This window comes from Ensifer sp. ENS07, from assembly GCF_014852185.1.
GTDB lineage: Bacteria > Pseudomonadota > Alphaproteobacteria > Rhizobiales > Rhizobiaceae > Ensifer > Ensifer adhaerens.
The window spans coordinates 1-26,196 of sequence record NZ_JACVBE010000015.1 but is presented as its reverse complement, the minus strand read 5'-3'; the positions used below and the strand labels follow the sequence as shown (position 1 = coordinate 26,196).

Here is a 26,196-nt window from a genome sequence, read left to right as displayed (position 1 = left end):
ATGAATATCGACAAGGACCTCGCCCGCATCGCGCGGCAGGAACAGGAATTGCAGTTCGAGCGCTTCGATCTCGATGCGGCGTGGGAGCTTGGCTCACTGCTGCGCAAGATGGCGGCCGAGCGCAAGCTTGGCGTCGTCATCGACATCACGCTCTTCTCGATGCAGGTGTTCTATGCCGCGCTCGACGGGGCTACGCCGGATAATCCGAACTGGGTTCGCCGCAAGCGCAACACCGTGTTCCGCCTGTTCAAGAGCAGCTATGCCACCGGCCGCGAGCTGGCCAAGGCGCAGACCAATCTGCAGGCCAAGCTCGGCCTTGCCGATGCGGATTATGCAGCGCACGGTGGCAGCTTCCCGATCGTCGTCAAAGGTACCGGCTGTATCGGTGCCGTCACCGTATCCGGCCTGCCGCAACGCGAGGACCACAACATGGTGGTCGAAGCGCTCTCGGCCCTGCTCGGCAAGGATCATGGCGCCTTGAAGCTCGAGGACTGAGAATTGGCATTGGATATAATTTCGCAATCACGCGTGCTGTCGGATTGGCTGGCAGACAAGGCCCTGCCGCTCTGGCGCGACAAGGGTGTCGATCATTCAGGCGGCTTCGTCGAGACGATCGATATGGCAGGCGAGCCGACTCGCGCCAACCGGCGTGCACGCGTTCAGCCGCGGCAGGTCTACTGTTTCGCCGAGGCCGGGCGGCGCGGCTGGTCCGGTGATTGGCGCGGTGCCGCCGAAGGCGGGCTTGCCTATTTCGATCGCATTTTCAAGCAGCCGAGCGGCTTTTACGGCGCGCTCGCCGATGCCGACGGCAATCTGCTCGATCCGTCCTTTGACCTCTACAACCAGGCCTTCGCGCTGCTTGCCTTCGCCTATCTGGGCGAGGTCGTGCCGGCCCGCAAGGCCGAGATGATCGAGCGCAGCAATGACCTTCGCTCGCGGATCGAGGCGCATGTCAAGCATCCGGTCGCCGGCTTCGAGGAAGACAATCCCTCGCGCCTGCCGCTCTGCTCCAATCCGCATATGCATCTCTTTGAGGCGTGCCTGGCGAGCGAGACGGTCGAGGGCTTCGATCGGGTTGGCTGGGCGAACCTCGCCGACGAAATTGCGCATCTGGCGATGGATTATTTCATCGATGCCGAGAGCGGTGTGCTGCGCGAATTCTTCGATCACGACTGGGCGCCGATGGCAGGCGAAAAGGGCCGGATCGTCGAGCCTGGACATCTGTTCGAATGGGCGTGGCTGCTTTTGCGCTGGGCGGAGCGCCGCGGCAGCGCCGAGGCGATCGTCAAGGCACGGCGGCTGTTCGATATCGGTGAGGCCCACGGCATCTGCGCGAACCGCAACGTCGCGATCATGACGCTTCTCGACGATCTGTCGGTGGCAGATCCGATCGCGAGGCTTTGGCCGCAGACCGAGTGGCTGAAGGCGGCCGTCCGCTTTGCCGCACTCACCAATGGTGCCGAGCGCGAGCGTTATCTTGCTTCGGCCGCGCGAGCAGCGGCGGCCCTTCAGACGTTTCTGGCGACGCCGATTGCGGGCCTTTGGCGCGACAAGCAGAAGGCCGACGGCACCTTCGTCGAGGAGCCGGCGCCGGCGAGCAGCTTCTACCATATCCTCTGCGCCATTTATGAAACCGAGGACTGCCTAGCCCGGATCTGATTTGCCGATCCAGAGTATCGCTTTCATTATGGCCCGTCGCGATTGCGGCGGGCCATTTTCTTTGCTCCGAGGGGTAAATGTGATTGCCGCATATGTTGACATAAAGATATCTTTATGTGATTGACTTGCCTTAGTGTTTGTCGTTTTCAGAACGGGAGATTTCCCATGTCCGCCATCGACGCCCTTTTCGGCGATGTTTCCTGCAAGCCGGATGGCTCCGAGATCAAGCGGGCGCTGGCCCAGGCCGCGCGCGAACGCATCCTGATCATGGATGGCGCGATGGGCACGGAGATCCAGCAGCTCGGCTTTGTCGAGCAGCATTTCCGCGGCGACCGATTTGGCGGCTGCGCCTGTCATCAACAGGGCAACAACGACCTTCTGACGCTGACCCAGCCGAAGGCGATCGAGGACATCCATTACGCCTATGCCATCGCCGGCGCGGATATCCTTGAAACCAACACGTTCTCCTCGACCCGCATCGCCCAGGCCGATTACGGCATGGAAGACATGGTCTATGATCTCAACCGCGATGGTGCCCGAGTGGCTCGGCGCGCGGCCAAGCGGGCCGAAGCCGCAGACGGTCGCCGCCGTTTCGTCGCCGGCGCGCTCGGGCCGACGAACCGCACGGCGTCGATTTCGCCCGACGTCAACAATCCCGGTTATCGCGCCGTCACCTTCGACGATTTGCGAATCGCCTATGCCGAACAGATCCGCGGTCTGATCGACGGCGGCGCCGACATCATTCTGATCGAGACGATCTTCGATACGCTGAACGCCAAGGCGGCGATCTTCGCGACCAAGGAAGTCTTTGCGGAGAAGGGTATCGACCTGCCCGTCATGATCTCCGGCACGATCACCGACCTCTCGGGCCGCACCCTGTCCGGGCAGACGCCGACGGCCTTCTGGCACTCGGTGCGCCATGCCGAGCCTTTCACCATCGGGCTCAACTGCGCGCTCGGCGCCAATGCCATGCGCGCCCATATCGACGAACTTTCAAGCGTTGCCGATACCTTCGTCTGCGCCTATCCCAATGCCGGCCTGCCGAACGAGTTCGGCCAGTACGACGAAACGCCGGAGCAGATGGCCGCCCAGGTGGAAGCCTTTGCGCGCGACGGGCTGCTCAACATTGTCGGCGGCTGCTGCGGCTCGACGCCGGCCCATATCAGCGCGATCGCCAAGGCCGTTGCCAAGCATCCGCCGCGCGAGATCCCCAAGGTCGAGCCGCTGATGCGGCTCTCCGGGCTGGAGCCCTTCACGCTCACCTCCGACATTCCCTTCGTCAACGTCGGCGAGCGCACCAACGTCACCGGCTCGGCGAAGTTCCGCAAGCTGATCACTGCCGGCGATTATTCGGCCGCTCTCGACGTCGCGCGCGACCAGGTGGCGAACGGCGCCCAGATCATCGACATCAACATGGACGAGGGCCTGATCGATTCGAAGCAGGCGATGATCGAGTTCTTGAACCTCGTCGCCTCCGAACCCGATATCGCCCGCGTTCCCGTGATGATCGATTCGTCGAAGTGGGAAGTGATCGAGGCGGGCCTGAAATGCGTTCAGGGCAAGCCGCTGGTCAATTCCATCTCGATGAAGGAAGGCGAAGAGGCGTTCCTGCACCATGCCAGGCTTTGCCGCGCCTACGGTGCCGCCGTCGTCATCATGGCCTTCGACGAGGTCGGCCAGGCCGACACCCAGGCGCGCAAGATCGAGATCTGCACACGCGCCTACAAGCTCCTGACGGAACAGGCGGGCTTCCCGCCCGAAGACATAATCTTCGATCCGAACATCTTCGCCGTGGCGACGGGCATCGAGGAACACAACAACTACGGTGTCGACTTCATCGAGGCGACGCGCGAGATCATCAAGACCCTGCCGCACGTGCATGTGTCGGGCGGCGTCTCCAACCTCTCCTTCTCGTTCCGCGGCAACGAGCCGGTGCGCGAGGCAATGCACGCGGTGTTCCTCTACCACGCCATCCAGGCGGGCATGGACATGGGCATCGTCAACGCCGGCCAGCTCGCCGTCTATGACGCCATCGATGCCGATCTGCGCGAGGCCTGCGAGGACGTGGTGCTCAACCGCCGCGCCGATTCGACCGAGCGCATGCTGGAGATCGCTGAGCGCTATCGCGGACAGGGCGGCTCGCAGGGCCGCGAGAAGGATCTTTCCTGGCGCGAATGGTCGGTGGCAAAGCGCCTCGAACATGCGCTGGTCAACGGCATCACCGAATACATCGAGGCTGATACCGAGGAGGCTCGGCTTGAGGCAGCGCGGCCGCTGCATGTCATCGAGGGCCCGCTGATGGCCGGCATGAACGTCGTCGGCGACCTCTTCGGTTCCGGCAAGATGTTCTTGCCGCAGGTGGTCAAATCCGCACGCGTTATGAAGCAGGCGGTCGCCGTGCTCTTGCCGCACATGGAGGCAGAAAAGCTCGCCAATGGCGGCGAGGCGCGCGAAAGCGCCGGCAAGATCCTGATGGCGACGGTCAAGGGCGACGTGCACGACATCGGCAAGAACATCGTCGGCGTCGTGTTGGCCTGCAACAATTACGAGATCATCGATCTCGGCGTCATGGTGCCCTCGGCGAAGATCCTCGAAGTGGCGCGCGAGCAGAAGGTCGACATCATCGGTCTCTCTGGCCTGATCACGCCCTCACTGGATGAAATGGTGCATGTCGCCTCGGAACTTGAGCGCGAAGGCTTCGACGTACCGCTGCTGATCGGCGGCGCGACCACCAGCCGCGTGCACACCGCCGTCAAGATCAATCCGCGCTACGATCGCGGCCAGACGGTCTACGTGACCGATGCCAGCCGCGCCGTCGGCGTCGTATCGAGCTTGCTCTCGCCCGAAGCGCGCGACAATTACATGGAGACGGTTCGGGCGGAGTATCGCAAGGTCGCCGACGCGCATGCGCGCAACGAGGCGGAAAAGCGCCGGCTGCCCCTGTCGCAGGCACGTGCCAATCAGCATCGGGTTGACTGGTCGAATTATCAGGCCAAGACGCCCTCGTTCCTCGGCACGCGCGTGTTCGAAAGCTGGGATCTGGCGGAGCTTGCCCGCTACATCGACTGGACGCCGTTCTTCCAGACCTGGGAGCTGAAGGGCGTCTATCCGAAGATCCTCGACGACGAGGCGCAAGGTGCGGCTGCCCGCCAGTTGTTCGACGACGCGCAGGCGATGCTGAAAAAGATCATCGAGGAGAAGTGGTTTGCGCCGAAGGCGGTTGTCGGCTTCTGGCCGGCAGGCACGGTCGGCGACGATATCCGGCTCTTTACCGGAGAGGATCGGGCCGCTGAACTTGCGACCTTCTTCACGCTGCGCCAGCAACTCAGCAAGCGCGATGGCCGTGCGAACGTGGCCCTTTCCGACTTCGTCGCGCCTGTTGATAGCGGCTCCAACGACTATGTCGGCGGTTTCGTTGTCACAGCCGGCATCGAGGAAGTGGCGATCGCCGAGCGCTTCGAGCGCGCCAACGACGATTACTCCTCGATTATGGTCAAGGCGCTGGCCGATCGTTTCGCCGAGGCCTTTGCCGAGCGCATGCATGAATATGTGCGCACCGAACTCTGGGGTTATGCGGCGGACGAGACGTTTACGCCCGTGGAGCTGATTGGGGAGCCCTATGCCGGCATCCGCCCGGCGCCGGGTTATCCGGCCCAGCCCGATCACACGGAAAAGGCAACGCTCTTCCGGCTGCTTGACGCAGAAGCAACGATCGGCGTCAGCCTCACCGAGAGCTATGCGATGTGGCCGGGTTCGTCGGTTTCCGGCCTCTATATCGGCCATCCCGAAGCCTATTACTTCGGTGTCGCCAAGGTCGAGCGCGACCAGGTCGAGGACTATGCGACACGTAAACGCATGCCGGTGCGCGAGGTCGAGCGCTGGCTGTCGCCGATCCTCAACTACGTGCCGATGCCTGAGACCGAAGCGGCCGAGTAGCGTCGCCTGAGGGCGAGATGACGAGCCGACAAGGGCTCGTCAATGCCGTCATTGCGCGTCGCCTTTGGGCTCGTCTTCGAGTGCGACAAGGAAAGCCGTGAGCGCGGCATTGAAGCGGTCGGGCCGCTGCAGCGGGGCGAAGTGGCTGACGCCATCGAGAAGGATGAACGCGGCGCCGGGAATGCTGCGGGCGAGATGGTCAGCATGCTCGTGTTTGATGAACTCGTCGTTTTCGCTTTGGACGATCACGACCGGCACGCGGATCTTGCCGAGATCTTCCGCCGTGTAGTTCGGCTCGGTTCTCTGCATTTCGCTGACGGCGTCGACGAAGGTGCTGAAATCGTCGGGCGTCGCCGACAGCGCGCGGTAGTCTTCGGCATGACGGCTGAAGCAACGGTCGAGCACCGGGCTCGGCTCGATGTCCTTCGTTCCGCTCGGGTCCATGTTGCAGGCGAAGAAGAAGACGCCGCTGACGCGTTCCGGCGTCTGTGAGGCGAGGATAAGCGCGATGCAGGCGCCATCGCTCCAGCCGGCAAAGGCGGCCTTCTGAATATCCAGCCTGTCCATCACCGCAAGCACGTCCGCCGCCATCAGTTCGTAGGTGTAGGGCTTTCGGTCGCGGGTGCTGCGGCCATGGCCGCGGCTGTCGATCAGGATGACGCGGTGGCCAGTGTCGAGCAGGGCCGGGACTTGAAAGCCCCAGTTGCCGCTGTGGCCAAGGCCGCCGTGCAAGAGGATAACCGGTTCGCCCGATCCATAGGTCGCATACCAGATTCGTGCGCCGTCACGCTCGACACGGCCTTCACCCGTTGCTGCGGGCAGGGGCGTTGCGCCATGCTCGGCGAAGGCCGCAAGGTTGTCATCGCTGTGTTCCATGCATGCGGCCTCCGCTGCCAAATTCGCGGCACGCCTAGTTTACCGGCTGCGGCTCGGGAAAGTACCAGGTTCCGTCGAGGATTTCCTTGCGCGGCCGGTAGAGCCGCACCGTATAGTTCCAGCCGTCGACCACGGGCAGGCAGTTGGCGATCTTGCCGTCGCAGCCGCCGAACTGGATCGAGACGCTGCCATCGTCGCCCTTCTTGGCGGTGATATTGTTGATCGCGTAGGCATTGTAGGCGTTCTTTTCGTAGAAGCCTTGCGCGTCGTAGACGCTGACCGACCAGAAGGCATCGACCGGTACGTCCTTGACGTCGAGCTTGTAGATGGTCTTGCCGTCGTTCTTGGCGGGCGTGACGTTGAGATAGGACGCGTCCTTGTCGGGGTTGCCGCCCCAGCCGGTCGCGGTGCCGATCAGATGGCGGATCGGGTCGACGTCGGCCTTGGTGCCGAAGGCCTTCTTGAAGTCCGGCATGGTGGCGCCGAGCGCAAGCAGGGCTTCGCGCACCTTCTTCTGGCTGGCCGGGTCCCAGGCCGGGATTTCGAACGTGCCTTCCTTCTCCTGGGTCACCTTGATCGCATCCTGCAGGGCGTGGACTTCGGCGATATCCTTCTGGTCGGTCGGATCGACCAGGGTGCGGACGCCGACAACGGCGTAGCGCGTGCCGACCTTTTCCTTGGTCAACGTCACCTCTCCGGCGCCGTAGACGACCTCCGGCACATAGTGGTCCTCATTGACCACCTGCAGCGACATGAAGCGTTTTCCCGCGTCCGGCATGGTGACCGTAACCGGGCCCGCGTCGAGATCGAACACGGCCGATGAATAGAGCGTATCGCGGTTGAGGCGAATGACGGTCTGATTGTCGATCGAAGCCGGTTCGCGCCGATGCACGAATTTGCCGAAGGCGCCGTCCTTGACCATGGAGGCGAGGTACATGTCGCTCTCGGCACGAACGAAGTTGTCGACACCGACGGTTACGGGGTCGGCGGCGCTTGCCTGGGTTGCGGCAGCCATCGCCAGTGCACTGGCAATGAGGAACGAACGATAGTGTTTCATATTCAAATCCTCGTTGATCAGTTGGCGCGCCGCATCGGCGGCGCTTTCCATTTTCCGTCCAATGCGTCCGGCTTTGGCCAGTAGAGCCGCATGGCGGTGAAGAACGGGCCGCTCGGCGCCGGCAGCCAGTTTGCTTCCTTGTCAGGCCCAGGGCTCTCGTGCTGGACGTAGAGCGTCACGCCGCCATCGGCGTCCTTTTGCAGGTTCGGTAGCATCGGCGAGTTGATGAGATAGCGGTTAAGCGGATTGGCGTAGAGCAGGCTCGACGGCAGTTCGTAGAGGGTCAGCGACCAGAAGGCGTTGACCGGCGGCAGTTGCTCGGGTTCGAAGCGCAAGGTGTAGTGGCCCGACCCGGTCAGCGGCTTCTTCTGGTCATCGACGAAATAGGCGGGATAGAGAGCTTCGTCCTTCGAGTTGCCGTAGATACCGAGAACCGCGCCGGACATGCGCTGCATATAGTCGTTCTTCAGGAACTCCCGCGTGCCGAACGCGTCGGCACTCGAAGCCTTGCCGGTGTCGATTTCGGTTTCCTTGTGTTCCTTGAACGCCGCCCAGGCGTCCGCCATGCCGTCAGTGATCGCCTTCTGGATCTCCGGCGAGAAAGCCGTGATGTCGAACGTCTTGCCCGCACCGATGTTCAGATCGGCGAAACGCTGCATCAGCGCCGTTTCGGACGGGTGCGTCGGGCAGTAATGCAGGATAAAATTCAGGACCCTGTAGAAGTCAGGCGAGGTCTTTTCGTCAGCCGCGCTCAACGGGGTGATAAAATCGACGGCCGCGGCCGGTGCCGGAGCCGGCTGACCAAGGAAGCTCGACAGCAGCTCGACCCTGTAGCCCGCCTGGATCTTCTTGACGTTCTCGATGTCGGCGGGATCAAACATCTGCGTGCGGTAAAGCACGAAAGCGAATTCCGTTTCCGACCGGATCACCGCCTTGATCCCGGGCGGGGTTTCACCCTTCCAGCCCGGTCCCGCCAGCAGGAAGGTGCCAGCCTCGCTGCCGGTGGCGCGACTTCCGACATAGGCGAAATTGAAGGTGTACATGTCGACGAACTGGAGCGAGTAGTAGCGCTCCTTCTCGACCGCCGGCACGGTCAGGACCAGCGGCTCGGCGCGCAGGTCCGCGCCCAGGAAGGAGTAGGGCGTATCGGAATTTGGCGTCTGGATCGCCTTGTCGTCAGGCGTATAGACCCGCGCGGTATTGTTGAGCGTATTCCAGCCGCTCTTGAACTCGGGATTGCCGTGATCGACGAAATAGGAATGCTGCACCCTGTAGCTGTCGACCAGCGGGAAACCGTAGATATAGGCGTCCTTGGCAATGGCGCGCGCCTCGTCCGCAGAGAGGCCTGCATCGGCAGCCCTCGCGCTCGTCAACTTGAGTGCGGGAAGTGCCGTGGCAAGAGCGCCGAGCACCAGCAGAGACCGTCGTTTGAGCATGGCAGCTTCCTTCGGATGATCGCCTGTAATCGTGGCACTTCAGCGAGGTCCTGCAAGTACGTAACGGTTACGGCCTGGTCGACGCGTCTCGTCCATGCGTGCCGATGGCGCCGCCCGCCAAGCTGCGGTACCATTGCCTCTGGAGTACATCGCACGTTGAGAGCCCGTCGATGGAGCGCCGTCTCGCAGCCGTCCTGATCGCGGATGTCGTCGGTTACAGCCGCTTGAGCCGGCTGGACGAGGAAGGGACGCGCTTGCGATTCCAGTCGGATCTCGGCGATATTCTCGAGCCGCTTTTCCGCGAGCATCACGGGCGTCTGGTGAAGACGATGGGCGATGGCCTGCTCGTCGAATTCCGCAGCGTTGTCGACGCGACCCAATGCGCAGTCGAGATCCAGCGGCGCAAGGCGGAGGCGGAAGCCGACAAGGCGCCAGATGGCGAGAGGCTGGACTTCCGCATCGGCATCAATCTTGGCGACATCATCGTCGAGGGTGACGACATCCATGGCGACGGCGTCAACATCGCCGATCGGGTCCAGGGACTTGCCGAGCCGGGTGGTATTGCGATCTCCGGCACGGCTTACGACCAGGTCAGCTCCAAGCTGAAAGTCGGATTTGCGTCCCTGGGTCAACAGACGGTCAAGGGGCTTGCCGAGCCGATCCGGGTTTACCGGGTCCTCCTCGATCCGGGGGCCGCCGGCAGGACGGTTGTCGAGAAGCCTCGACGCAATGCGGCCTGGGTGAAGGGATCGGTCGTTGGTCTCGTCGCGATTGCGCTGTCGACTGCGGTCGCCTGGTGGCAGCCTTGGACGTGGATCGGGCAGGAGGGGATGGCGCAGCGCTTCGCCTATCCGCTGCCGGACCAGCCTTCGGTTGCCGTGCTGCCCTTCATCAATGTCAGCGGCGACAGCGATCACGACCATTTGGCCGAGGGGCTGACGGACGATCTCATCACAGAACTCTCGAAAGTGTCCGGCCTCTTTGTCATCGCGCGCCATTCGGTGTTCGCGCTGAAGGGCAGTACCGACAAGATCCAGGACGTGGCCGCCGAGCTTGGCGTACACTATGTGCTGGAGGGCACGCTGCAGCGGGCGGACCAGCGGTTGCGCATCAACGTCAAGCTGATCGATGCGATGAGCGGTCTTTCGCTCTGGGCCGAGCGCTACGATCGGCAATACGCCGACCTCTTTGCGGTTCAGGACGACGTGATCGGCAAGATCATCGCAGCGCTCGAGGTCAAGCTCAGCGAGGGCGAACGCGACCAGCTGGCGCGCATTCCGACGGACAATCTCGAGGCCTACGACAACTACATGCGCGCCGAGCAGCAGGGCTTGATCTGGCGCGACGTCGACACCTATCGCCAGACGCTTTCCTATTATCAGCGGGCGATCGATCTCGATCCGAAGTTCGCCGATGCGCATGCCGGTATCGCCCGGGTCGCCGTCGACGTCTGGCGCAACGACTACAACTATCTCTGGTCCGCGGCCGTGGCGCGCAAGATCGCCTATGATGCGGCGGGACAGGCCCTGAAGCTCGACGCCAACAACGCCCGCGCCCATACCGTGCTGGCGCTGCTGCAGCTGGTGGACGGCCGTCCCCTTGAGGCAAAGGAATCGGCGCTTCGAGCCGTCTCGGCGCAGCCGGGGGATGCCGAGGCGCTCGCCAATCTGGCGCTGATACTGGCCCAGACCGGTGAACACGAGCAGGCGCTCGACGATATCGAGCGGGCGCTGAGGCTTGATCCGTCGCCATCTTCGAGCCTGCAGCTGCTTTCGGGCATCGTCTATTACACGACGCGTCACCTTGAGAAGGCGATCCCCCTGATTGAAGCGGCCGGCGCATCCTTGCCAAAGGCGGAGGCGGTGCGGGAGTATCTGGCGTCGGCCTATGCCCAGCGCGGCGACCAGCAGAGTGCGGCCGCCGAAGCGGACGAGCTGTTGAAGCTCTTCCCGGACACGAACCTGAGCTACTACGGCTATCTCTACGACTACTGGCGCGAAGAGGATCTCTATCGCCACCTCTTCGGCCTTCGCGTCGCCGGTATTCCGGAATGGCCCTTCGGCTTCGTCGGCGCCGCCAGCGACCGGCTCGGCCCGGCCGAGCTGAAACAACTGACCACCGACAAGACCTGGGTCGGCGTGCACAAGAACGGCACGGGCTTTGCGCAGTTTTTCGACAAGGACGGCAACACCGCCTATCGCACCAGCAACACCAACATCACCGGTCGGATTGAAGTGAAGGGCAACCAGCTCTGCGAAAAATATGACGGCTATTTTCTCGACCGCATGGTCTGCGGCTATGTCTACCGCAATACGGCAAAGGGCGAGCGCACGGCGGACTACATCAATGTCACGCCGCAGTCGCTGAAGTTCTTCTCGATCGAGAAGTGACGGTTGTCATCGCCGAGCCGCCGGCCTTCAGGGCCGGGGCTGCGTCCAGTTGATGTTCGCCTTCTCGGTGAGCAGCGTCTGCTCGACCTCGGACCAGTGCTTGCGCGAATCGACCACCTTGTTCGGGTTCTTCACCAGTCCGTCGGCTGCGCCCGGATCGTAGCTGAGATAGAGCTTGTCCTTGATGATGCGCCAGGCTTTGGGATCGATGTTGGTCGTGACCGTGCCGAAGGAGACGCCATCGGCGCAGTAGCCGCCATATTGCGGCGCATAGCGGGTCGGCTCCTTGATGAACTGGTCGCGATGCTCGGCGCTGGCAAACTGCCAGGTGGCGCCAAGCCAGCGATAGCTGAATTCGGGTGATCCTTCGACAGCCTTGTTCTCGGTGAAATAGGCGACGGGATCGTAACCCTTGATCGCCACGTCACCGAAGTAGCCGGTGTTCACGGGCTCTTCTGCCAGTGACGGGACGGCCGGCGCAAGGAACGCCGCTGTCGCCGCGATTATAAATCGTATGGAGTGTCGAGACATGCCGTTTCCTCCGTTTCCGGATCTATTGACGTTTCGTGCATTCGCCGTAGAGCCATTCGCCGACAAGCTCGGCCTTCTGGCAGGTGGCGCCGGCCTTCAACAGAAGTTCGGCGGCCGGCCAATAGGACCGCCAGCCGGCCTGGGTGAGCGGCGTATAGCCGTTGCGCTCCTTGGCTTCGATGTCTGCCTTGTTGGCAAGCAGGAAGGCGACCACTTCGGCGTGGCCTTCTTCGGCTGCTGCATGCAGAGGCGACATCTTGTAGAAGTTGGCGACGTCGTTGACCGCCGCGCCCTTGGCGACGAGTAGTTTGACGGTTTCGAGATTGCCGCCATAGGCCGCGGCGTGAAGCGCGGTGAGACCACCCTTATTGCGGATCTCGATGTCGTTGCCGCGCTCGATGAGAAGGGCGACGACCTCGGCGCGACCCTTGAGAGCGGCAATCAACAGCGCCGGTTCACCGGCCGCATCCGGCTCGGTTATGTCGGTTCCCTGATCGAGCAACTGTTTGACGCGTTCCGTGTCGCCGTCCCGTGCCGCGTCATGCAAAGGACCCGCGTTCGCCGCCGCGGCGAAGAACGCCACCGCGACCAGCGAAGCAAAGAGAGATTTCATCGCGTAACCTCCGCCCCAGCTTCGGTCTCGCCAATTAGGAAGGGCGAAAATACCACAGGGCGGCCGGCGGAAACAGGCATTAGCGCCGCCCGATCCATACTCCTTTTGGGTGTCTGCGATGAGGAATGCCTGTCAGGCGGCGACCTGCATCAGGTCGAGCATGCGGCCGATTGCGCTCGGGATGGGGGCGATGATCGGCGTCGAAAACATCGGCTGGAGCTCGTCGGCCGCCTGGCCGAGCGGGCCGCCGCCGATGATGACGGCCTCGGCGCCGTCGAGCTCGATGCATTGGCGGACCGCATCGCCGAGAGCCGAAAGCAGCCGATCCGGGTGGGCGGAAAGCGCCAGCGGATCGCCCGAAGTGCAACGGATGCCGGTATATTGTTCCCAGACGCCGAGATCGCGGGCGCGGTCGTCGATCGCCTGGATCAGTTCCGGCGTCGTGGTGGCGACGCCGAATTTGCGGCCGCCCTGTGAGGCCTCGATCATCGAGGCCTCACAGATTCCGATGACGGGGATATCGAGCCGGTGCTTGAGCGCGGCAAGGCCGGGATCGCCGAAGGCGCTGACGACGATGCCGAGGCATCCGGCCTCATGCTTTTCGCCGATCTCGACGACCTCGGCAGCGGATGCGTCCAGCTGCTCCGGCGTGACGATCATCGGCGGGTTCCGCATGGCCGTGGCGACTGCCACGGCCATGCGTCCTGATGCCGCCCGGCGTGCGATGGCGACCATCATGTCGCTCGTGGCACGCGAACTGTTCGGGTTGATCAGAAGGATATGTGCGCTCACGTTCTCAGTTCCACGCCGACTTTGATTTCAGAAGTGTCAGCCTTTGCCAGGTCGGCATCGGCAGGCTGGGTGAGGTCTTCCATCGACATGCCGTAGGTTTCGGGGCCGAGCTGGATGCAGAAGGCAAAGACCGCATACATGCCGGCGGCAAGCCCGAAGACACCGACCATGCCGTAGACGTCGAAGAGGGCGCCGGCGATGGTGGGGACGAAGGAACCCGCGGCCGAACCGGTTGCCAGGATCAGCGCCACGCCGAAGGCGCGGATGCGGGTCGGAAAGAGTTCGGGCGCATAGATCCAGATCGAGGTGTTGAGCAGCAGCACGAAGAACTGGAAGATCGCGCCGAACATCAGCACCAGATAGATGTTGGTGCCGAGATAGGCGATCGAGACCGCCGCGAGGCAGGCGAACACGGCGCCGAGCGTCAGCACCTTCTTGCGCGGAAAGTAGTAGCCGAACATCGAGGCGGCGATGGCACCAAGCACGCTGCCGCTCTGGATGATCATGCTGTAGAGCAGGTTGCCCTGCAGCGTGTAGCCCATGGAGACGAAGATGATCGGCATCAGCGTCAGCACGGAAAGCTGGGCGCCGTAGCTCATCAGGATGGCGATGGCGACGGGGATCGTGCGGCCGATGAAGGGCGCGCGGAAGAGTTCCTTCCAGTCGCTCTTGGCCGGCTCTTCGTCCTTCAGGTGATCCTTGGTCAGATACTCCTGGACCTTGAGATTGCGCGGGCGCAACGAGCCGGAGGCAAGGATGGAGAGCACCTTGTTGGCTTCGTCGATCTTGCCCTGCGAAGCCAGGAAGCGCGGGGTCTCCGGCACGAAGCGGCGGTAGAAGACGACGAGCAGAGCCGGGAGCGCGAGGGCGGCGAAGAGCCAGCGCCAGCTGTTTTCACCCGGGAAGAGGGTGAAGATCATCAGGCCGAAGGCGGGCGCCAGGAAGTTGCCGAAGCCGCCGGCGCCGACATTGACGAGGCCGGCCGCCGTGCCGCGGAATTTCGGCGAGCAGAATTCCGACAGCATGGTAACGGCCGTCGAGATTTCGCCGCCGACGCCGAAGCCGACGATGGCACGGGCAAAGCAGAGCGTGGCGAAGTTCGGCGCCATGGCGCAGGCGGCCGAGCCAATGGTGAAGAGCAGGAGGTTGATGGTCAGCATCACGCGTCGGCCGTAGCGGTCGCCGAGGATGCCTGAAAGCAGGCGGCCGATCGCCGCGCTGCCAAAGGTGATGGTGTTGAGGAAACCGATGTCGGTGCCGGTAAGGCCCCAATGTTCTTTCAGGATCGGGCCGGCAACGCCGATGGTGTTCTGTTCGAAGCTGTCGAACAGGCAGCCGATGAGCACGAGGGCGAGAATTTGCTTGTGGGCGCCGGTGACGCCGATCTTGGTGAAGGCTGATTCCAACTGTCTGATGACCGGCGATGACCTGCCGGACGGTACCATATTTTCCGCTGCCATGGTTCGTTCCCCTTTATGGCTTAACAACGTGAAAATGTGAAAACTCAGTTTCATGAAATCTACATCATGAAATCTGAGTTTCATAGGAGATTCTATGACGCGCTGCGAAAGGAAATGGCCGCTCGCAACCCAGGTTATGGAATGCAGATTTCGTGCCACTCGACGGGAAACGACAGTTTCTCGTTTGCCGTCAAAAGCTTGGCGACAGATTGCACTCTAACGGGCGGTTGAAACCCAGATTTCTTGTGCTCGAAAAATGTTCTGCCGTTTCAGGCAAATGCCCAATCGGCGCTCACAATTCGTCGAGAGCGTCGTTGATCGCCTCGATGCCGCGCAGGCGGTTTCGGCCGGCGGGACCGGCGATTTCGATGCAACGCGTGGTGAGCAGATGGCAGAGCGCCATCACCGAGACGTGGTTGAACAGGGGCCCCGGCGCCAGCGTCTGGCAGCGGAAATGCCATTCTGCCTGGTTGAGGAAGGGAACGCCTTCGTCGGTGATATAGAGCAGCCTTGCGCCCGATTTTTCGAGCTGCGCGAGGATCGGTTCCATCAACGTGACGCGCCGGCGCAGGCCGAAAAGGATGACGACGTCGTCGTTGTTGATGCTGACCAGATGTTCGCCGAGCGTCTGGCCGCCGCCGGGAATGGCCGAGATGTGCTCGACCACCTGTGTCATCTGCCATTGCAGATAGGTGGCGAAGGAATGGCTGGCGCGAAAGCCGATGACCCAGACTTTGCGGGCGCCAAGGATGGCGGTTGCCGCCGCCGTCACCTGGGTTTCGGAAATGGCGAGAAAGGTCGCTTCGATATTGGCCACGCCCTGCGCCACATGGGACGTGAGCGACTGCTCGCCGCCGCTGTCGGTGGCGGTTGCAAGGAACAGGCGCGAACCGGTCTGCTTGTCGGCGCGGGCATGCCGACGCGCTTCTTCGTAATTGTCGTAGCCGAGCCGCTGGATGAAGCGAGAGACCGTCGCCTTCGACACATGTGCGAGCGCCGCCAGTTCCTGGGCTGAGTAGCTGGCGACCTCGCCTGGAAAATCGCAGAGGAAGTCGCCCAGCCGCCGCTCGGCCGGATGCAGTTCCGGCAGCACTTGGCGAACACGGGTGAGGAAGGAACGTTCTTTCGGGCTCATGCGATGTCCATGAAACTGGCGTTTCACGGCAATCTCTGATTTTCGCGGGGATATTGCAAGCGAGGCGGGCGGATGCCGCCTCGCTTTCAACGGCTGCAGACGCGGGCGGTTGCCCGCGTGCGTCAGTATTTCGACGGCACGTAGAGTTCCGGCGGCAGAACCTTGCGCTCGTAGTCCGGGTTGAAGACGCGTTCCGGCAGGGAGATTTCCTCGTGCGGCACGTCCTCGTAGGGGATCTGCCTCAACAGGTGGTCGATACAGTTCAGACGGGCGCGCTTCTTGTCGTTGCCTTCGACGATATGCCAGGGTGCTTCCGGGATGTTGGTTCGGGCGAAGGTCTCCTCCTTGGCCTTGGTGTAACCTTCCCAGCGCACCCGCGACTGCAGATCCATCGGCGACAGCTTCCACTGCTTCAACGGGTCGTGAATGCGCACCAGGAAGCGCATCTGCTGCTCCTCGTCGGTGATCGAGAACCAGTACTTCACCAGCCGGATGCCGGAGCGAACCAGCATGCGCTCGAATTCCGGCACGTCGTCGAAGAACTGCTCGACCTGGTCCTCGGTGGCGAAGCCCATGACGCGCTCAACGCCGGAGCGGTTGTACCAGGAGCGGTCGAAGAGCACGATCTCGCCGCCGGCCGGCAGGTGCGGCACGTAGCGCTGGAAATACCATTGCGTCTTTTCGCGGTCGGACGGTGCCGGCAGCGCGACGACACGCACGACGCGGGGATTGAGCCTCTGGGTGATGCGCTTGATGACGCCGCCCTTGCCAGCGGAATCGCGGCCCTCGAAGATCACCACCACCTTTTCCTTGTGATGGACCACCCAGTCCTGCAGCTTGATCAGTTCCGACTGCAACTTCAGCAGCGAGCGGAAGTAATCGATGCGCGGGATCGATGGCGGGTGGTTCTTGCGGTAGATCTTGCGGATCTCTTCCGACAGCGCCGGTTCGGAAAGCTCGAGTTCGTAGTCCTCGTCGAGCGTGTCGGCCAGTTCCGCTTCCAGCCAGTCCTGCGTTTCGATCTCGTCGTTCGACCTGTTCATCTGACCCTCCGGATTGCGTGTGTTCGACGACAACTTTGCGTGATGCCATCGTTAGTCGGCTTATTTCACAGCCGCATGAAGGGAATTTGACGCTGACCTCCACGCCCCGATCGGCGCTATCCCTTGATGTACCAGCCCCAGGGCTCGTCGGCGTCGAAACTGGTGATCTGCTTGGTCTCCAGATAATTGGAAAGGCCCCAGCGGCCGAGCTCACGGCCGATGCCCGATTGCTTGTAGCCACCCCAGGGTGCTTCGGTGAAGGTCGGCTGCGAGCAGTTGATCCAGACGATGCCAGCGCGAAAAGCGCGGGCGACGCGCTCGCAGCGGTCCCTGTCGGCCGACATGACGGCGGCTGCAAGACCGAAGCGGCTGTTGTTGGCCATGCGGATCGCGTCGGCCTCTTCGCCAAACGGCTTGACGCAGACGACCGGACCAAAGATCTCCTCGCGCCAGACGTAACTGTCTTCGCGCATATCGGTCAGCACCGTCGGTTCGATGAAGTAGCCGCTGTTGAGGCCGGCCGGGCGGCCGCCGCCGGCAGCCACCGTGGCGCCGTCCTGGCGGGCGCGGTCGATCGCGCCCATGATCTTGTCGTACTGCCCCTTCGAGACGATCGGCCCGAGCAGGGTTCCGTCTTCCAGACCATTGCCGATGGTGATCTTCGCCGCTTCTTCGCAGAGGCGCTTGACGACGGTCTCGTAGATCGTCTCCTCGACGAGCACGCGCGAGGTCGCCGAGCAGACCTGGCCCTGGTTCCAGAAGATGCCGAACATGATCCATTCGACGGCCTTGTCGATGTCGCTGTCGGCAAAGACGACGAAGGGCGACTTGCCGCCGAGTTCGAGGCTGACATTCTTGATGTCCTGGGCACCGGCCATCATCACCTTGCGGCCGGTGACGACGGAGCCGGTGAAGGCAAGCTTGTCGACCAGTGGATGCTCGGTCAGCGGCTGGCCGGCGTCCTGGCCGGTGCCGGTGAGGATGTTGAGCACGCCGGCCGGCAGCCCGACTTCCTCGGCGATGACGCCGAGCTCAAGTGCTGTCAGCGGTGTCAGCTCCGACGGTTTGAGCACGATGGTGCAGCCGGCGGCCAGCGCCGGCGCCACCTTCCACGACACCATCAGCAACGGATAGTTCCACGGGGTGATCGCGCCGACGACGCCCAGCGGTTCGCGCACGGCGCGTGACGTGAAGCGGCTGTCGCCGACGGCGATCGCCTCCTCAGGGCTGGTGTCCAGTTCCTCGGCGAGGCCGGCATAATAGCGGAAGCAGCCTGCAGCATCGTCGATGTCCCACAATGCTTCCGGCAGCGGTTTGCCGTTGTCGGCGACTTCGAGCCGGGCCAGCGAGTGGCGCTTTTCCTCGATCTTGGCGGCGATTGCACGCAGATAGGCGGCGCGCTCGCTGCCCGAAAGTTTTGGCCAGGGGCCGCTATCGAAGGCGATGCGGGCCGCCTTTGCGGCCCGGTCCACGTCCTCGTAGGTTGCCGCAGGTGCACGATGGATGATCTCCTCCGTCGCCGGATCGATCACGTCGAGCGTGCCGCCGCGCCGCGGTTTTTCCCATTTGCCATCGATGAACAACCGGTCCTGCATGCAATACCCCTTTATAGCCCGGTGCGAGTATGGCCAGTCAAAGTGAAACACGCCAGCCGTAAGTTACGGCTGGCGTTGATCTTTTTGCCGCGAGACACTGCTCTGACGGTCGGTCGCCGACCCGCGCCACGCGAGGAACGGCAGAACCGGAAGCACGGCGCAGGCGCTGGCAAAGAGCCAGAACTGCCCGAGGGTCACGAGATCGCTGGTATAGAAGGCTCCCGAGACGATGCCGGCGATCAAGCAGGCATCCATGAGTGGCAAGCTCACGGCGTAAAACACTGCCTGGCGCTCCAGGGACAGGCAGCGTTGCAGGAGGGTAAAGTAGGTAGCGAAAGCGATCATCTCCGGTATGCCGCCGACGATCAGCAGTCCGCTGGCCACCAGGGAGTTGGGGGCAAAAATCAGCGCGAAGGTCGAAAGGCCTTCGAGCAGGCTGGAGAGAAGATAGGCGCGAAGCAGCGCCTGCGTACTGGTCAAAGCTCCCGCCAATCGGTGCGAGACGACGGCACCAATCAGGGCGCCGGCGCCCTGTGCCGCCAGAAGCAAGGTCCACATCTCCGGGCCGAGATGAAACTGGTCACGACTGAGCCAGAACAGGAACGGCTGCAGTGTCCCGAGCGAGACCATGTAGCCGAAGGCCGGGAGCAGCAAAGCCCAGAGCAAGGGGTTCTCGCGAAACATCGCAAGGGTTTCCCGTCCGAAGCCCGATGCGTGCGAGGGTGCCGCGTTCTCCTGCACCGGCTTGTCGCGTGGTTGAAGCACCAGCAGAAGGGCTGCCCCGATCTGGGCAAGGGACAGCGCAAGAAGGGTTGTCACGATCGAGGTGGAGGCAGCTGCCAGACCCGCCGCCGGCGGACCGAAAATCTTGGCGAAGCGGTCGATCGCCTGGAAGGCGGTGTTGGCCTCCATGTTGCGGCCGGCTGGAACGACGGCGGCGCGCAGCATCAACAGACCCGGCGTGACCACCGCGTCCGCAGCGCCGATGACCAGGACGATCATGTGCAATGTCATTGCGTCCGGCGCGAACGCAAGGCCGGGAATGGCGATGGCGGTCACCGACAGGCAGCACAGCACCGGAAGCTGCGGGCCGCTGCGCCGTAGGAGCGAGGCGACGATCGGCGCAAGCAGGAGGCTCGGCAGCAGACGCAAGGCAAGACTGCCGACCAGTTCCGCACCGGCGCCGAAGCGGCTTGCAACGACGAGCGGCAGCGCGGCGACGAGCATCCAGGAGCAGAAGGAATCGACGGTGAGGACGAGGCTGATGCGCCGGAAGGCGGCATCGCCCCAAAGATTGGATTTGTCCATAGGAGAGCCCGATGAGACGCAATCGATCTCGGGTCTGCTGTATTGGGCAGGTTTGATGAGATCGAATGCGAACAGGATAAGCCCGCGCAAGAGGCGGACGGTTCTGGGCTCACAGATGCAAGCCCCGCCTTGCGGGGCAAATCAGGCCATCAAATGGGGTTCGCTCGACATGGTCAGCCATTTACCATGGGTGCTTCTCAGGTGACAAGCGGCAGCCTTGATCGTCATGGCTGCCGCTGCCGAGATGCGGCTCTGTGCTATCGCGGCGCGTTGGCCAAGGCCGGCGTGACATTGGCGATCTGGGTGATCACCATGCCGCCGACGATGAAGAACAGGCCGGTCAGCCGCGCCGCATTGACCGGCTTTTGCGGGAAACCCATCAGGCCGTAGTGATCGATCAACATGGAAATGACCATCTGGCCGGCGATGACGGCGACAATGAAGCTTGCCGCGCCGAGCTTCGGCGCAAGGAGAAGAGCCGCAGTGATGTAGATCACGCCGGCGAGGCCGCCGACCCAGATCCACCACGGACCCTTGAATGCCACAGCCAGGCTGGGCAACGGCGCCCGGAAGGCAATCAGCATCGGCAGGATGAGCGCGAGACTGACGCCGAGCGAGACGACCGTCGCCCAGAGCGGATGGCCGAGGAGGCGGCCAAGGTTGGCATTGGCGCCGGCCTGGAGGGGGACGACGGCGCCGGCGAAGATCGCCACGGCAAGCAACAGGAGGGAGGAGAGATTGGGCATTGTTTTTCCTTTTTGTTGCGGCGACCCTCCATCATCTATCTTGGGAATGGAAATTCCAATTTTTCACGTGCTATATTCGTATGATGAATAATCTTGGCGCAATCGACCTGAACCTGCTCGTGGTGCTCGACGCGCTCCTGGCGGAGCGCCACGTCTCGCGCGCGGCTCTGCGGTTGAACAAGAGCCAGCCTGCCGTCAGCCATGCGCTGGCGCGGTTGCGCGCTCTGTTCGACGATCCCTTGCTGGTTCGCCATGGCGGCCATCTCGAGCCGACGGTGCGGGCGCTGGAGATCGCGCCGCAGCTTGCCGAAGCGCTCGCGCATATGCGTCTGCTCATGGGTTCTCAGCCATTCGATCCGGCGCGCGAGCCCCACGTCTTCCGGCTGGCGATGTCCGATTACGCTGCGCTTGTGCTGCTGCCGCAACTGATGACCGTGCTGCGCCGGCAGGCGCCGAACGTCGATCTCCTCGTCAGCCAGGCAAGCCGCGAAGTGATGATGGCGCAGGCCGTCGACGGCGAAATCGATCTGGCGCTCGGGGTTTTCCCGACGCTTGCCGAGGATCTGAGGACATCATTGCTGTTCGAGGAGCACTTCGCCTGCCTGGCCGATCGCGCGAGCCTCGGCGGCGAAACGACGATGGATCTTTCGGCCTATCTGCAGCGGCCGCATATTCTCGTCTCCCTGCGTGGCGATACCGGCAACGAGATCGACCTTGCGCTTTCGGCTATTGGACACAAGCGCCGCATTGCGCTGGCCCTGCCTCATTGGAGTGCGGCGCCGGGTCTCGTTCCGGGAACCGACCTCGTGCTAACGGTTGCGCGCCGGATCCTGCCCCGCGACGGGGAGATCGGGCCGCTCGCCATCTTCGCGCCACCCTTCGCGATCCCGCCCTTCGCCTTCCGGCAGATCTGGCACCGGCGGCGCGACGGCGACCCCGCCCATCGCTGGCTGCGGGATCTGATCACCGGCATCCTCGCGCCGCCGACTGGGGCCCCCGCGGCCGTGTGATTGGACGGCCTGAAAACGAAAAGGCCCGGTGCGGCGATGCCGACCGGGCCTTTTTTCTATAGGCTTTGCTGCGCTTCAGTCGTGGCTGACGCCCTGGATCGCCGAAACCTGCCATTCGGCACCCGGCTTGCGCACGAAAGTCCAGAGCTCGACGGCTTCCGTCAGATTGTCCGGATCGCCGCTGATCACCTTGCCGGTGGTGCGGTCGCGCATGACGTCGATGCTCTCGTAACGCATGGCGACGGTCGCAAATTCGGTACCGTTCTCCGACCAGGCTTCGGCGACGTCGCCCTGAACGAGGTGCACGTCGCGCACATCGTTCTTGACGCCGCTCGTGGCGTTGTCGCTGAGCTCTTCTGCTAGGTACGACATGGCTTCCGGCGTCGTCAGGCGACGCAGCGTGCCGTAGTCTTCCGCGGCGTAAGCCGCCTGCACGTCCTTCAGCATCTTTTCGAACTGCTCGAGGTCAGACCCCTGGACGCCGATTTCATCGGCCGGGCCGTCGGTGACGGGCGCCGCCTGAGGGGCTGCCTGGGGTCGAGCCTGCGCCTGACCGCTTGCCTGGCCGCCGCCGATGCTCGGGATCTTGAACGACGGCATGCCGTTCGATGGCTGCTGGCCCGACGAGCGCTCGGACGGGCCGGCATAGGCTGTCTGCTGGCGGTTGCGGTTAAAGAAGCGCATGGCGAGCATGATCAGGCCACCGATCAGGAGCATCTGCACGATCAGGCCGAGGAAGCCGGCAGCACCGCCGAAACCGCCGCCCATCAGCATGCCGATGAGGCCGCCGACCATCAGGCCACCGAGCAGCGAACCGCCGAAGCCGCTGAAGAAGCCCGGACGGGCGTTCGGCTGGGTGGCGTTCGGGCGCGTCTGGCCGGCTGCCGGATTGGTCGCGGCCGGGCCTGCGTCCTGGCGCGGCGTCATCGAACGGTCGATCGGTGCCGCGTTGGTCGGCGCGGTACGGGTGACCGGCGGTTGCGAGAAGGTGCGGGTGCCGCGGCTACCGAAGCCGCCGCCCGAACGCCGCGCTTCGGCGACGTCCACAACGGTCAGCGCAACGACCATGCCGATCGCCATCATTGCCAGAGTTCGTCCAAAACGCCCAAATCGCTGCATTGCCATCACAACCCCTAAATCTTGCTTGGGCTCAAACCGAGCCATCAGGACCTGATATAGGGGCTCAACGCCTGAGATTTAAGCTTTTCGCGTCGCTTTTCGGCCAGTTTACCGTTATCCGACACCGCTAGCTGGCCGAATCCGGCATGGAATCAGCATCTTCGGCGGACGCCCGAGTGCCGCCCGCCCTTGCCGCTGACGCCTAACGATTGACTGCCAGGATCATCGTTGCCGCCTTTTCGGCGATCATGATCGTCGGCGAATTGGTGTTGCCCGAGGTGATCGTCGGCATGACCGAGGCGTCGGCGATGCGCAATCCCTTCAGACCGCGCAGGCGCAGTTCCGGATCGACGACGCTCTCCGGATCGGCGCCCATGCGGCAGGTCCCAACCGGATGGAAGATCGTCGTGCCGATATCGCCGGCCGCGCGCTTCAGGTCCTCCTCGGTCTCGTAGGACGGGCCCGGCTTGAACTCGACCGGGTTGAAGCGGGCGAACGAGGGTTGCTTGACGATTTGCCGCGTCAACCGGATGGCGCTGACCGCGACATCGCGGTCGGCCTCCGCCGTCAGGTAGCGCGGCCTGATGTCCGGCGCGGCGGCAAAATCCGGACCCTTCAGATGTACCGATCCGCGGCTTTCCGGGCGCAGATTGCAGACGCTGGCGGTGATTGCCGGGAAGGAATGAACCGGCTCGCCGAACTTGTCGAGCGACACCGGCTGCACATGATACTGCAGATCCGGCGTTTCCTTTTCCGGCCCGGAGCGGGTGAAGATGCCGAGCTGGCTCGGCGCCATTGCCATCGGCCCGGAACGCTTCAGTAGATATTCGAGTCCGATCGACGCCTTGCCGAACAGCGAGTTTGCCTTTTCGTTGAGCGTCGGTACGCCGGTGACCTTGTAGGCCATGCGGAGCTGCAGATGATCCTGCAGGTTTTCGCCGACGCCGGCGCGTTCGTGGCGAAGCTCGATGCCGTTTGCCTGCAGCACGTCACCACGGCCGATGCCGGAGAGTTCGAGGATATGGGGTGAGCCGATCGCGCCGGCGGAGAGCACAGTTTCGCGGGTTGCGCCGGCGCGCTTGACTGTGCCGTCATGCTGGAATTCAACGCCGGCGATGCGATCGCCCTCGATGATCAGCTTGCGCACATGCGCCTTGGTCAGAACTGTGAGGTTGCCGCGCTTCTGGGCCGGGCGCAGGAATGCCTTTGCGGTGTTCCAGCGGATGCCGGAACGCTGGTTGACATCGAAATAACCGGAGCCTTCGTTGCTGCCGCGGTTGAAATCCGGCGTCTCGGGAATGCCGGCTTCGCTTGCCGCCTTCTGAAAAGCGTCGAGCACGTCCCAGCGCACGCGCGCCTTTTCCACCCGCCATTCGCCGCCGGCGCCGTGCATCTCGTTGGCACCGCGATAGTGGTCCTCGGATTTCCTGAAGAGCGGCAGCACGTCGTCCCAGCCCCAGCCGGTACAGCCGAGCTGGCGCCAGTGGTCGTAGTCCTCAGCCTGGCCGCGCATATAGATCATGCCGTTGATCGACGAGCAGCCGCCGAGCACCTTGCCGCGGGGATAGCCGAGTGAACGGCCGTTCAGGCCCTCTTCCGCTGCGGTCGTGAAACACCAGTCCGTGCGCGGATTGTTGATGCAATAGAGATAGCCGACCGGAATATGGATCCAATGGTAGTTGTCGCGGCCGCCGGCTTCGAGCAGCAGCACGCGATGCCCCGGGTTTTCCGAAAGGCGGTTGGCAAGCACGCAGCCGGCGCTACCTGCCCCAACGACGATGAAGTCGTATATGTCCATGGTTCTCCCTCGATATGTACGGCGCGACCCTTCAGATCCCGGGTTCGGGCGACATCGCTCCTTCAGCCGCGCCCCGGCGCCGCATTCTTGAGCTTCGTCATCTTGTCTTCTTCCTGAACCGCCAGCCGCCGCGAACGAACGCAGGAATACTCCGGCGCCGGATGGTGGCCGCCGGGGGCGTTCGTTTCGGTCTGTTCATATTTGGCCAGACATGCTCCTCAGATGTCCGCTCTGACGCGTACAATCGGGAAAAAACCGCTTGGATGCAAGCGTCCGGAACCGTAAATTGCAAAACAGGATCTGTTCATTTTCGGACAGACGGGGAGTAAGCATGAATCCGAATTTCACCTGGGACGATCTGCAGTTCTTTCTGGCGGTGGCCCGCACCGGGCAACTGTCGACGGCGGCGCGGCGCTTGAGGACCAGCCATGCCACGGTGTCTCGTCGCATCGACAGGCTGGAATTCGCGCTCAAGGTCAAGCTGTTCGAGCGCAATCCGCGCGGCTACATCTTGACCGGCATGGGCCAGCGCTTCGTCGAAACCGCCGAGCGGATCGAGCGCGAGACCGAACAATTGCAGCTCGACATCAATGACGGTCTGACGGCGCAGCGCGGCGTCGTCCGTCTCAGCACACTCGAAGGCTTCGGCAACTTCTTTCTGGCCGACCGGCTGGCGGACTTTGCGGCGCGCTATCCGAACGTCTCCCTGGAGATGCTGGCGATCCAGCAGATCATGTCTCTGTCGCGCAAGGAGGCGGATATCCAGGTGGCGCTGACGGCGCCGAAGGCCGGGCCTTACCAATCCGAGGTGCTGACGCCCTACACGCTGCATGTCTATGGCGCGCGCAGCTATCTCTCGAAGCACCCGCCGATCACCGGGCGCAACGATCTCGCCGCACACCGCTTCGTCGGATATATCGACGACATGATCTTCGCGCCGGGTCTTGATTACCTGGGGGAGCTGCAGCCGGGCCTGCATGCCCATTTCCAGAGTTCGAGCATCCTGACGCAGTTGAAGGCCGTGCGGCAGGGGCTGGGTCTTTGCGTCTTGCCGCACTTCATCGCGCAGCAGGAAGACGACCTGGAGATCGTTCTGCCGGAAGAGATCGAGCTCAAGCGCACCTACTGGCTGGTTTGCCATAGAGACCTGGTTGCCGTCCCGCGGGTAAGGGCGGTGCGCGAATTCCTGATGCAGAGCGTCAGGGAAAACCGCGGCCATTTCACCCGTGAAATGGCACTGCCGACCACAGACGTTAGGCACCTATCGCGCTCCTAAATCCTGCCTGATTGTGGCGATATATGATCTTGCAACCAAGGGCAGTGATTTACGGACCGAAAGACCGGGGTCTCGCGGATCAAAATCGACCTAGTTTATCAACAGCTGGAATTATTGTTTAAATTCAGAGATTTGTCGATTTTTGAAGTTTTTTTGAACGTGGCTGTTGACGTCTGTGAGGATGGGGGTCTATAAGCCCGATCACTGACGAGGGCGGCGGCGCTGCTGGCGACGACGACCTTCGCTCTAGAGTTTCCTGATTGGCTTGGTGCTGATTGAGGGGTTCGGAACGAGAGTTCTGGGCTTTGTGGGAACGGTTTGACGGACGGTGCGTTCGTCGGTTTTTTGACAATTGAATATAGAGAAAGAGAAACGTGGGCGGCGGAGCTCGTGGGGAACTTTAAGTTCCTTATGAA

Annotated in this window: 20 protein-coding genes; 6 read left to right on the top strand and 14 right to left on the bottom strand. The window is 62.9% G+C overall.

All coding sequences use genetic code 11. The features are described from left to right. From IB277_RS30960 to metH, 3 genes are all read left to right on the top strand, one after another. Positions 1 to 495 carry a heme-degrading domain-containing protein gene (locus tag IB277_RS30960; protein WP_034802370.1) on the top strand — a complete coding sequence of 165 codons (495 nt, stop codon included), beginning with the start codon at positions 1 to 3 and terminating at the stop codon, positions 493 to 495. Positions 496 to 504: 9 nt separating this feature from the next. Continuing rightward, entirely contained in the window at positions 505 to 1,659 is a 1,155-nt protein-coding gene (locus IB277_RS30955; RefSeq protein WP_162728692.1) for an AGE family epimerase/isomerase, read from the top strand. A 165-nt stretch (positions 1,660 to 1,824) separates the two neighbouring features. After that, on the top strand, positions 1,825 to 5,595 hold the full coding sequence (gene metH, locus IB277_RS30950; RefSeq protein ID WP_090295414.1) for a methionine synthase: 3,771 nt from the start codon (positions 1,825 to 1,827) through the stop codon (positions 5,593 to 5,595). Between the two features lie 48 nt (positions 5,596 to 5,643). Here metH and IB277_RS30945 read toward each other — a convergent pair whose 3' ends face one another. The 3 genes from IB277_RS30945 to IB277_RS30935 are packed head-to-tail and all read right to left on the bottom strand — an operon-like array spanning position 5,644 to position 8,964. After that, positions 5,644 to 6,471: an alpha/beta fold hydrolase gene (locus IB277_RS30945; RefSeq protein ID WP_060521353.1), complete on the bottom strand. Its 828-nt coding sequence runs from the start codon at positions 6,469 to 6,471 to the stop codon at positions 5,644 to 5,646. Between the two features lie 34 nt (positions 6,472 to 6,505). Then, the gene (locus IB277_RS30940; protein ID WP_090295475.1) at positions 6,506 to 7,528 is read right to left on the bottom strand and encodes a DUF1254 domain-containing protein; all 1,023 of its coding nucleotides are present in this window, start codon (positions 7,526 to 7,528) and stop codon (positions 6,506 to 6,508) included. A 17-nt stretch (positions 7,529 to 7,545) separates the two neighbouring features. Beyond that, positions 7,546 to 8,964, bottom strand: coding sequence for a DUF1254 domain-containing protein (locus IB277_RS30935; protein ID WP_110818914.1), 1,419 nt, complete (start codon positions 8,962 to 8,964; stop codon positions 7,546 to 7,548). Between the two features lie 170 nt (positions 8,965 to 9,134). Between IB277_RS30935 and IB277_RS30930 the strand changes: the two genes are divergently transcribed. Beyond that, positions 9,135 to 11,354 (top strand): adenylate/guanylate cyclase domain-containing protein, encoded by a 2,220-nt coding sequence (locus tag IB277_RS30930; RefSeq protein WP_090295418.1) that lies wholly within the window; start codon positions 9,135 to 9,137, stop codon positions 11,352 to 11,354. 27 nt (positions 11,355 to 11,381) lie between these two features. On the opposite strand, the gene IB277_RS30925 is transcribed toward IB277_RS30930, so the two are convergent. The 9 genes from IB277_RS30925 to IB277_RS30885 all read right to left on the bottom strand — a co-directional run bounded on the left by IB277_RS30925 (position 11,382) and on the right by IB277_RS30885 (position 20,577). Next, the gene (locus IB277_RS30925) at positions 11,382 to 11,885 is read right to left on the bottom strand and encodes a YHS domain-containing (seleno)protein (protein WP_051659626.1); all 504 of its coding nucleotides are present in this window, start codon (positions 11,883 to 11,885) and stop codon (positions 11,382 to 11,384) included. 22 nt (positions 11,886 to 11,907) lie between these two features. Then, a complete protein-coding gene (locus IB277_RS30920; protein WP_060611016.1) occupies positions 11,908 to 12,498 on the bottom strand; it encodes an ankyrin repeat domain-containing protein in 591 nt (196 codons plus the stop codon). Between the two features lie 132 nt (positions 12,499 to 12,630). Then, a complete protein-coding gene (locus IB277_RS30915; protein WP_060521350.1) occupies positions 12,631 to 13,290 on the bottom strand; it encodes an aspartate/glutamate racemase family protein in 660 nt (219 codons plus the stop codon). Then, the gene (locus IB277_RS30910) at positions 13,287 to 14,750 is read right to left on the bottom strand and encodes an MFS transporter (RefSeq protein ID WP_192372496.1); all 1,464 of its coding nucleotides are present in this window, start codon (positions 14,748 to 14,750) and stop codon (positions 13,287 to 13,289) included. The genes IB277_RS30915 and IB277_RS30910 overlap by 4 nt, the downstream gene beginning before the upstream one ends. Positions 14,751 to 15,042: 292 nt before the next feature. Next, a complete protein-coding gene (locus tag IB277_RS30905) occupies positions 15,043 to 15,885 on the bottom strand; it encodes a MurR/RpiR family transcriptional regulator (protein ID WP_034802348.1) in 843 nt (280 codons plus the stop codon). A gap of 122 nt (positions 15,886 to 16,007) precedes the next feature. After that, entirely contained in the window at positions 16,008 to 16,928 is a 921-nt protein-coding gene (gene ppk2 / locus IB277_RS30900) for a polyphosphate kinase 2 (protein ID WP_060530005.1), read from the bottom strand. A gap of 116 nt (positions 16,929 to 17,044) precedes the next feature. Continuing rightward, positions 17,045 to 18,523, bottom strand: a complete 1,479-nt coding sequence (locus IB277_RS30895) for an aldehyde dehydrogenase family protein (RefSeq protein ID WP_110818915.1) — start codon at positions 18,521 to 18,523, stop codon at positions 17,045 to 17,047. A 63-nt stretch (positions 18,524 to 18,586) separates the two neighbouring features. After that, complete coding sequence (locus IB277_RS30890) at positions 18,587 to 19,831, bottom strand: MFS transporter (RefSeq protein ID WP_110818916.1); 1,245 nt, start codon at positions 19,829 to 19,831, stop codon at positions 18,587 to 18,589. 257 nt (positions 19,832 to 20,088) lie between these two features. Further along, positions 20,089 to 20,577 (bottom strand): DMT family transporter, encoded by a 489-nt coding sequence (locus IB277_RS30885; RefSeq protein ID WP_060521346.1) that lies wholly within the window; start codon positions 20,575 to 20,577, stop codon positions 20,089 to 20,091. Positions 20,578 to 20,657: 80 nt separating this feature from the next. Here IB277_RS30885 and IB277_RS30880 point away from each other — a divergent pair, with 80 nt between their 5' ends. After that, on the top strand, positions 20,658 to 21,587 hold the full coding sequence (locus IB277_RS30880; protein ID WP_246812860.1) for a LysR substrate-binding domain-containing protein: 930 nt from the start codon (positions 20,658 to 20,660) through the stop codon (positions 21,585 to 21,587). A 75-nt stretch (positions 21,588 to 21,662) separates the two neighbouring features. Here IB277_RS30880 and IB277_RS30875 read toward each other — a convergent pair whose 3' ends face one another. Continuing rightward, positions 21,663 to 22,667, bottom strand: a complete 1,005-nt coding sequence (locus tag IB277_RS30875) for a Tim44 domain-containing protein (RefSeq protein ID WP_371813730.1) — start codon at positions 22,665 to 22,667, stop codon at positions 21,663 to 21,665. Positions 22,668 to 22,908: 241 nt separating this feature from the next. Beyond that, positions 22,909 to 24,504 (bottom strand): GMC family oxidoreductase, encoded by a 1,596-nt coding sequence (locus tag IB277_RS30870; RefSeq protein WP_060582918.1) that lies wholly within the window; start codon positions 24,502 to 24,504, stop codon positions 22,909 to 22,911. Between the two features lie 331 nt (positions 24,505 to 24,835). Here IB277_RS30870 and IB277_RS30865 point away from each other — a divergent pair, with 331 nt between their 5' ends. Beyond that, positions 24,836 to 25,780 (top strand): LysR family transcriptional regulator, encoded by a 945-nt coding sequence (locus tag IB277_RS30865; protein WP_060521343.1) that lies wholly within the window; start codon positions 24,836 to 24,838, stop codon positions 25,778 to 25,780. Positions 25,781 to 26,196 lie beyond the last annotated feature (416 nt).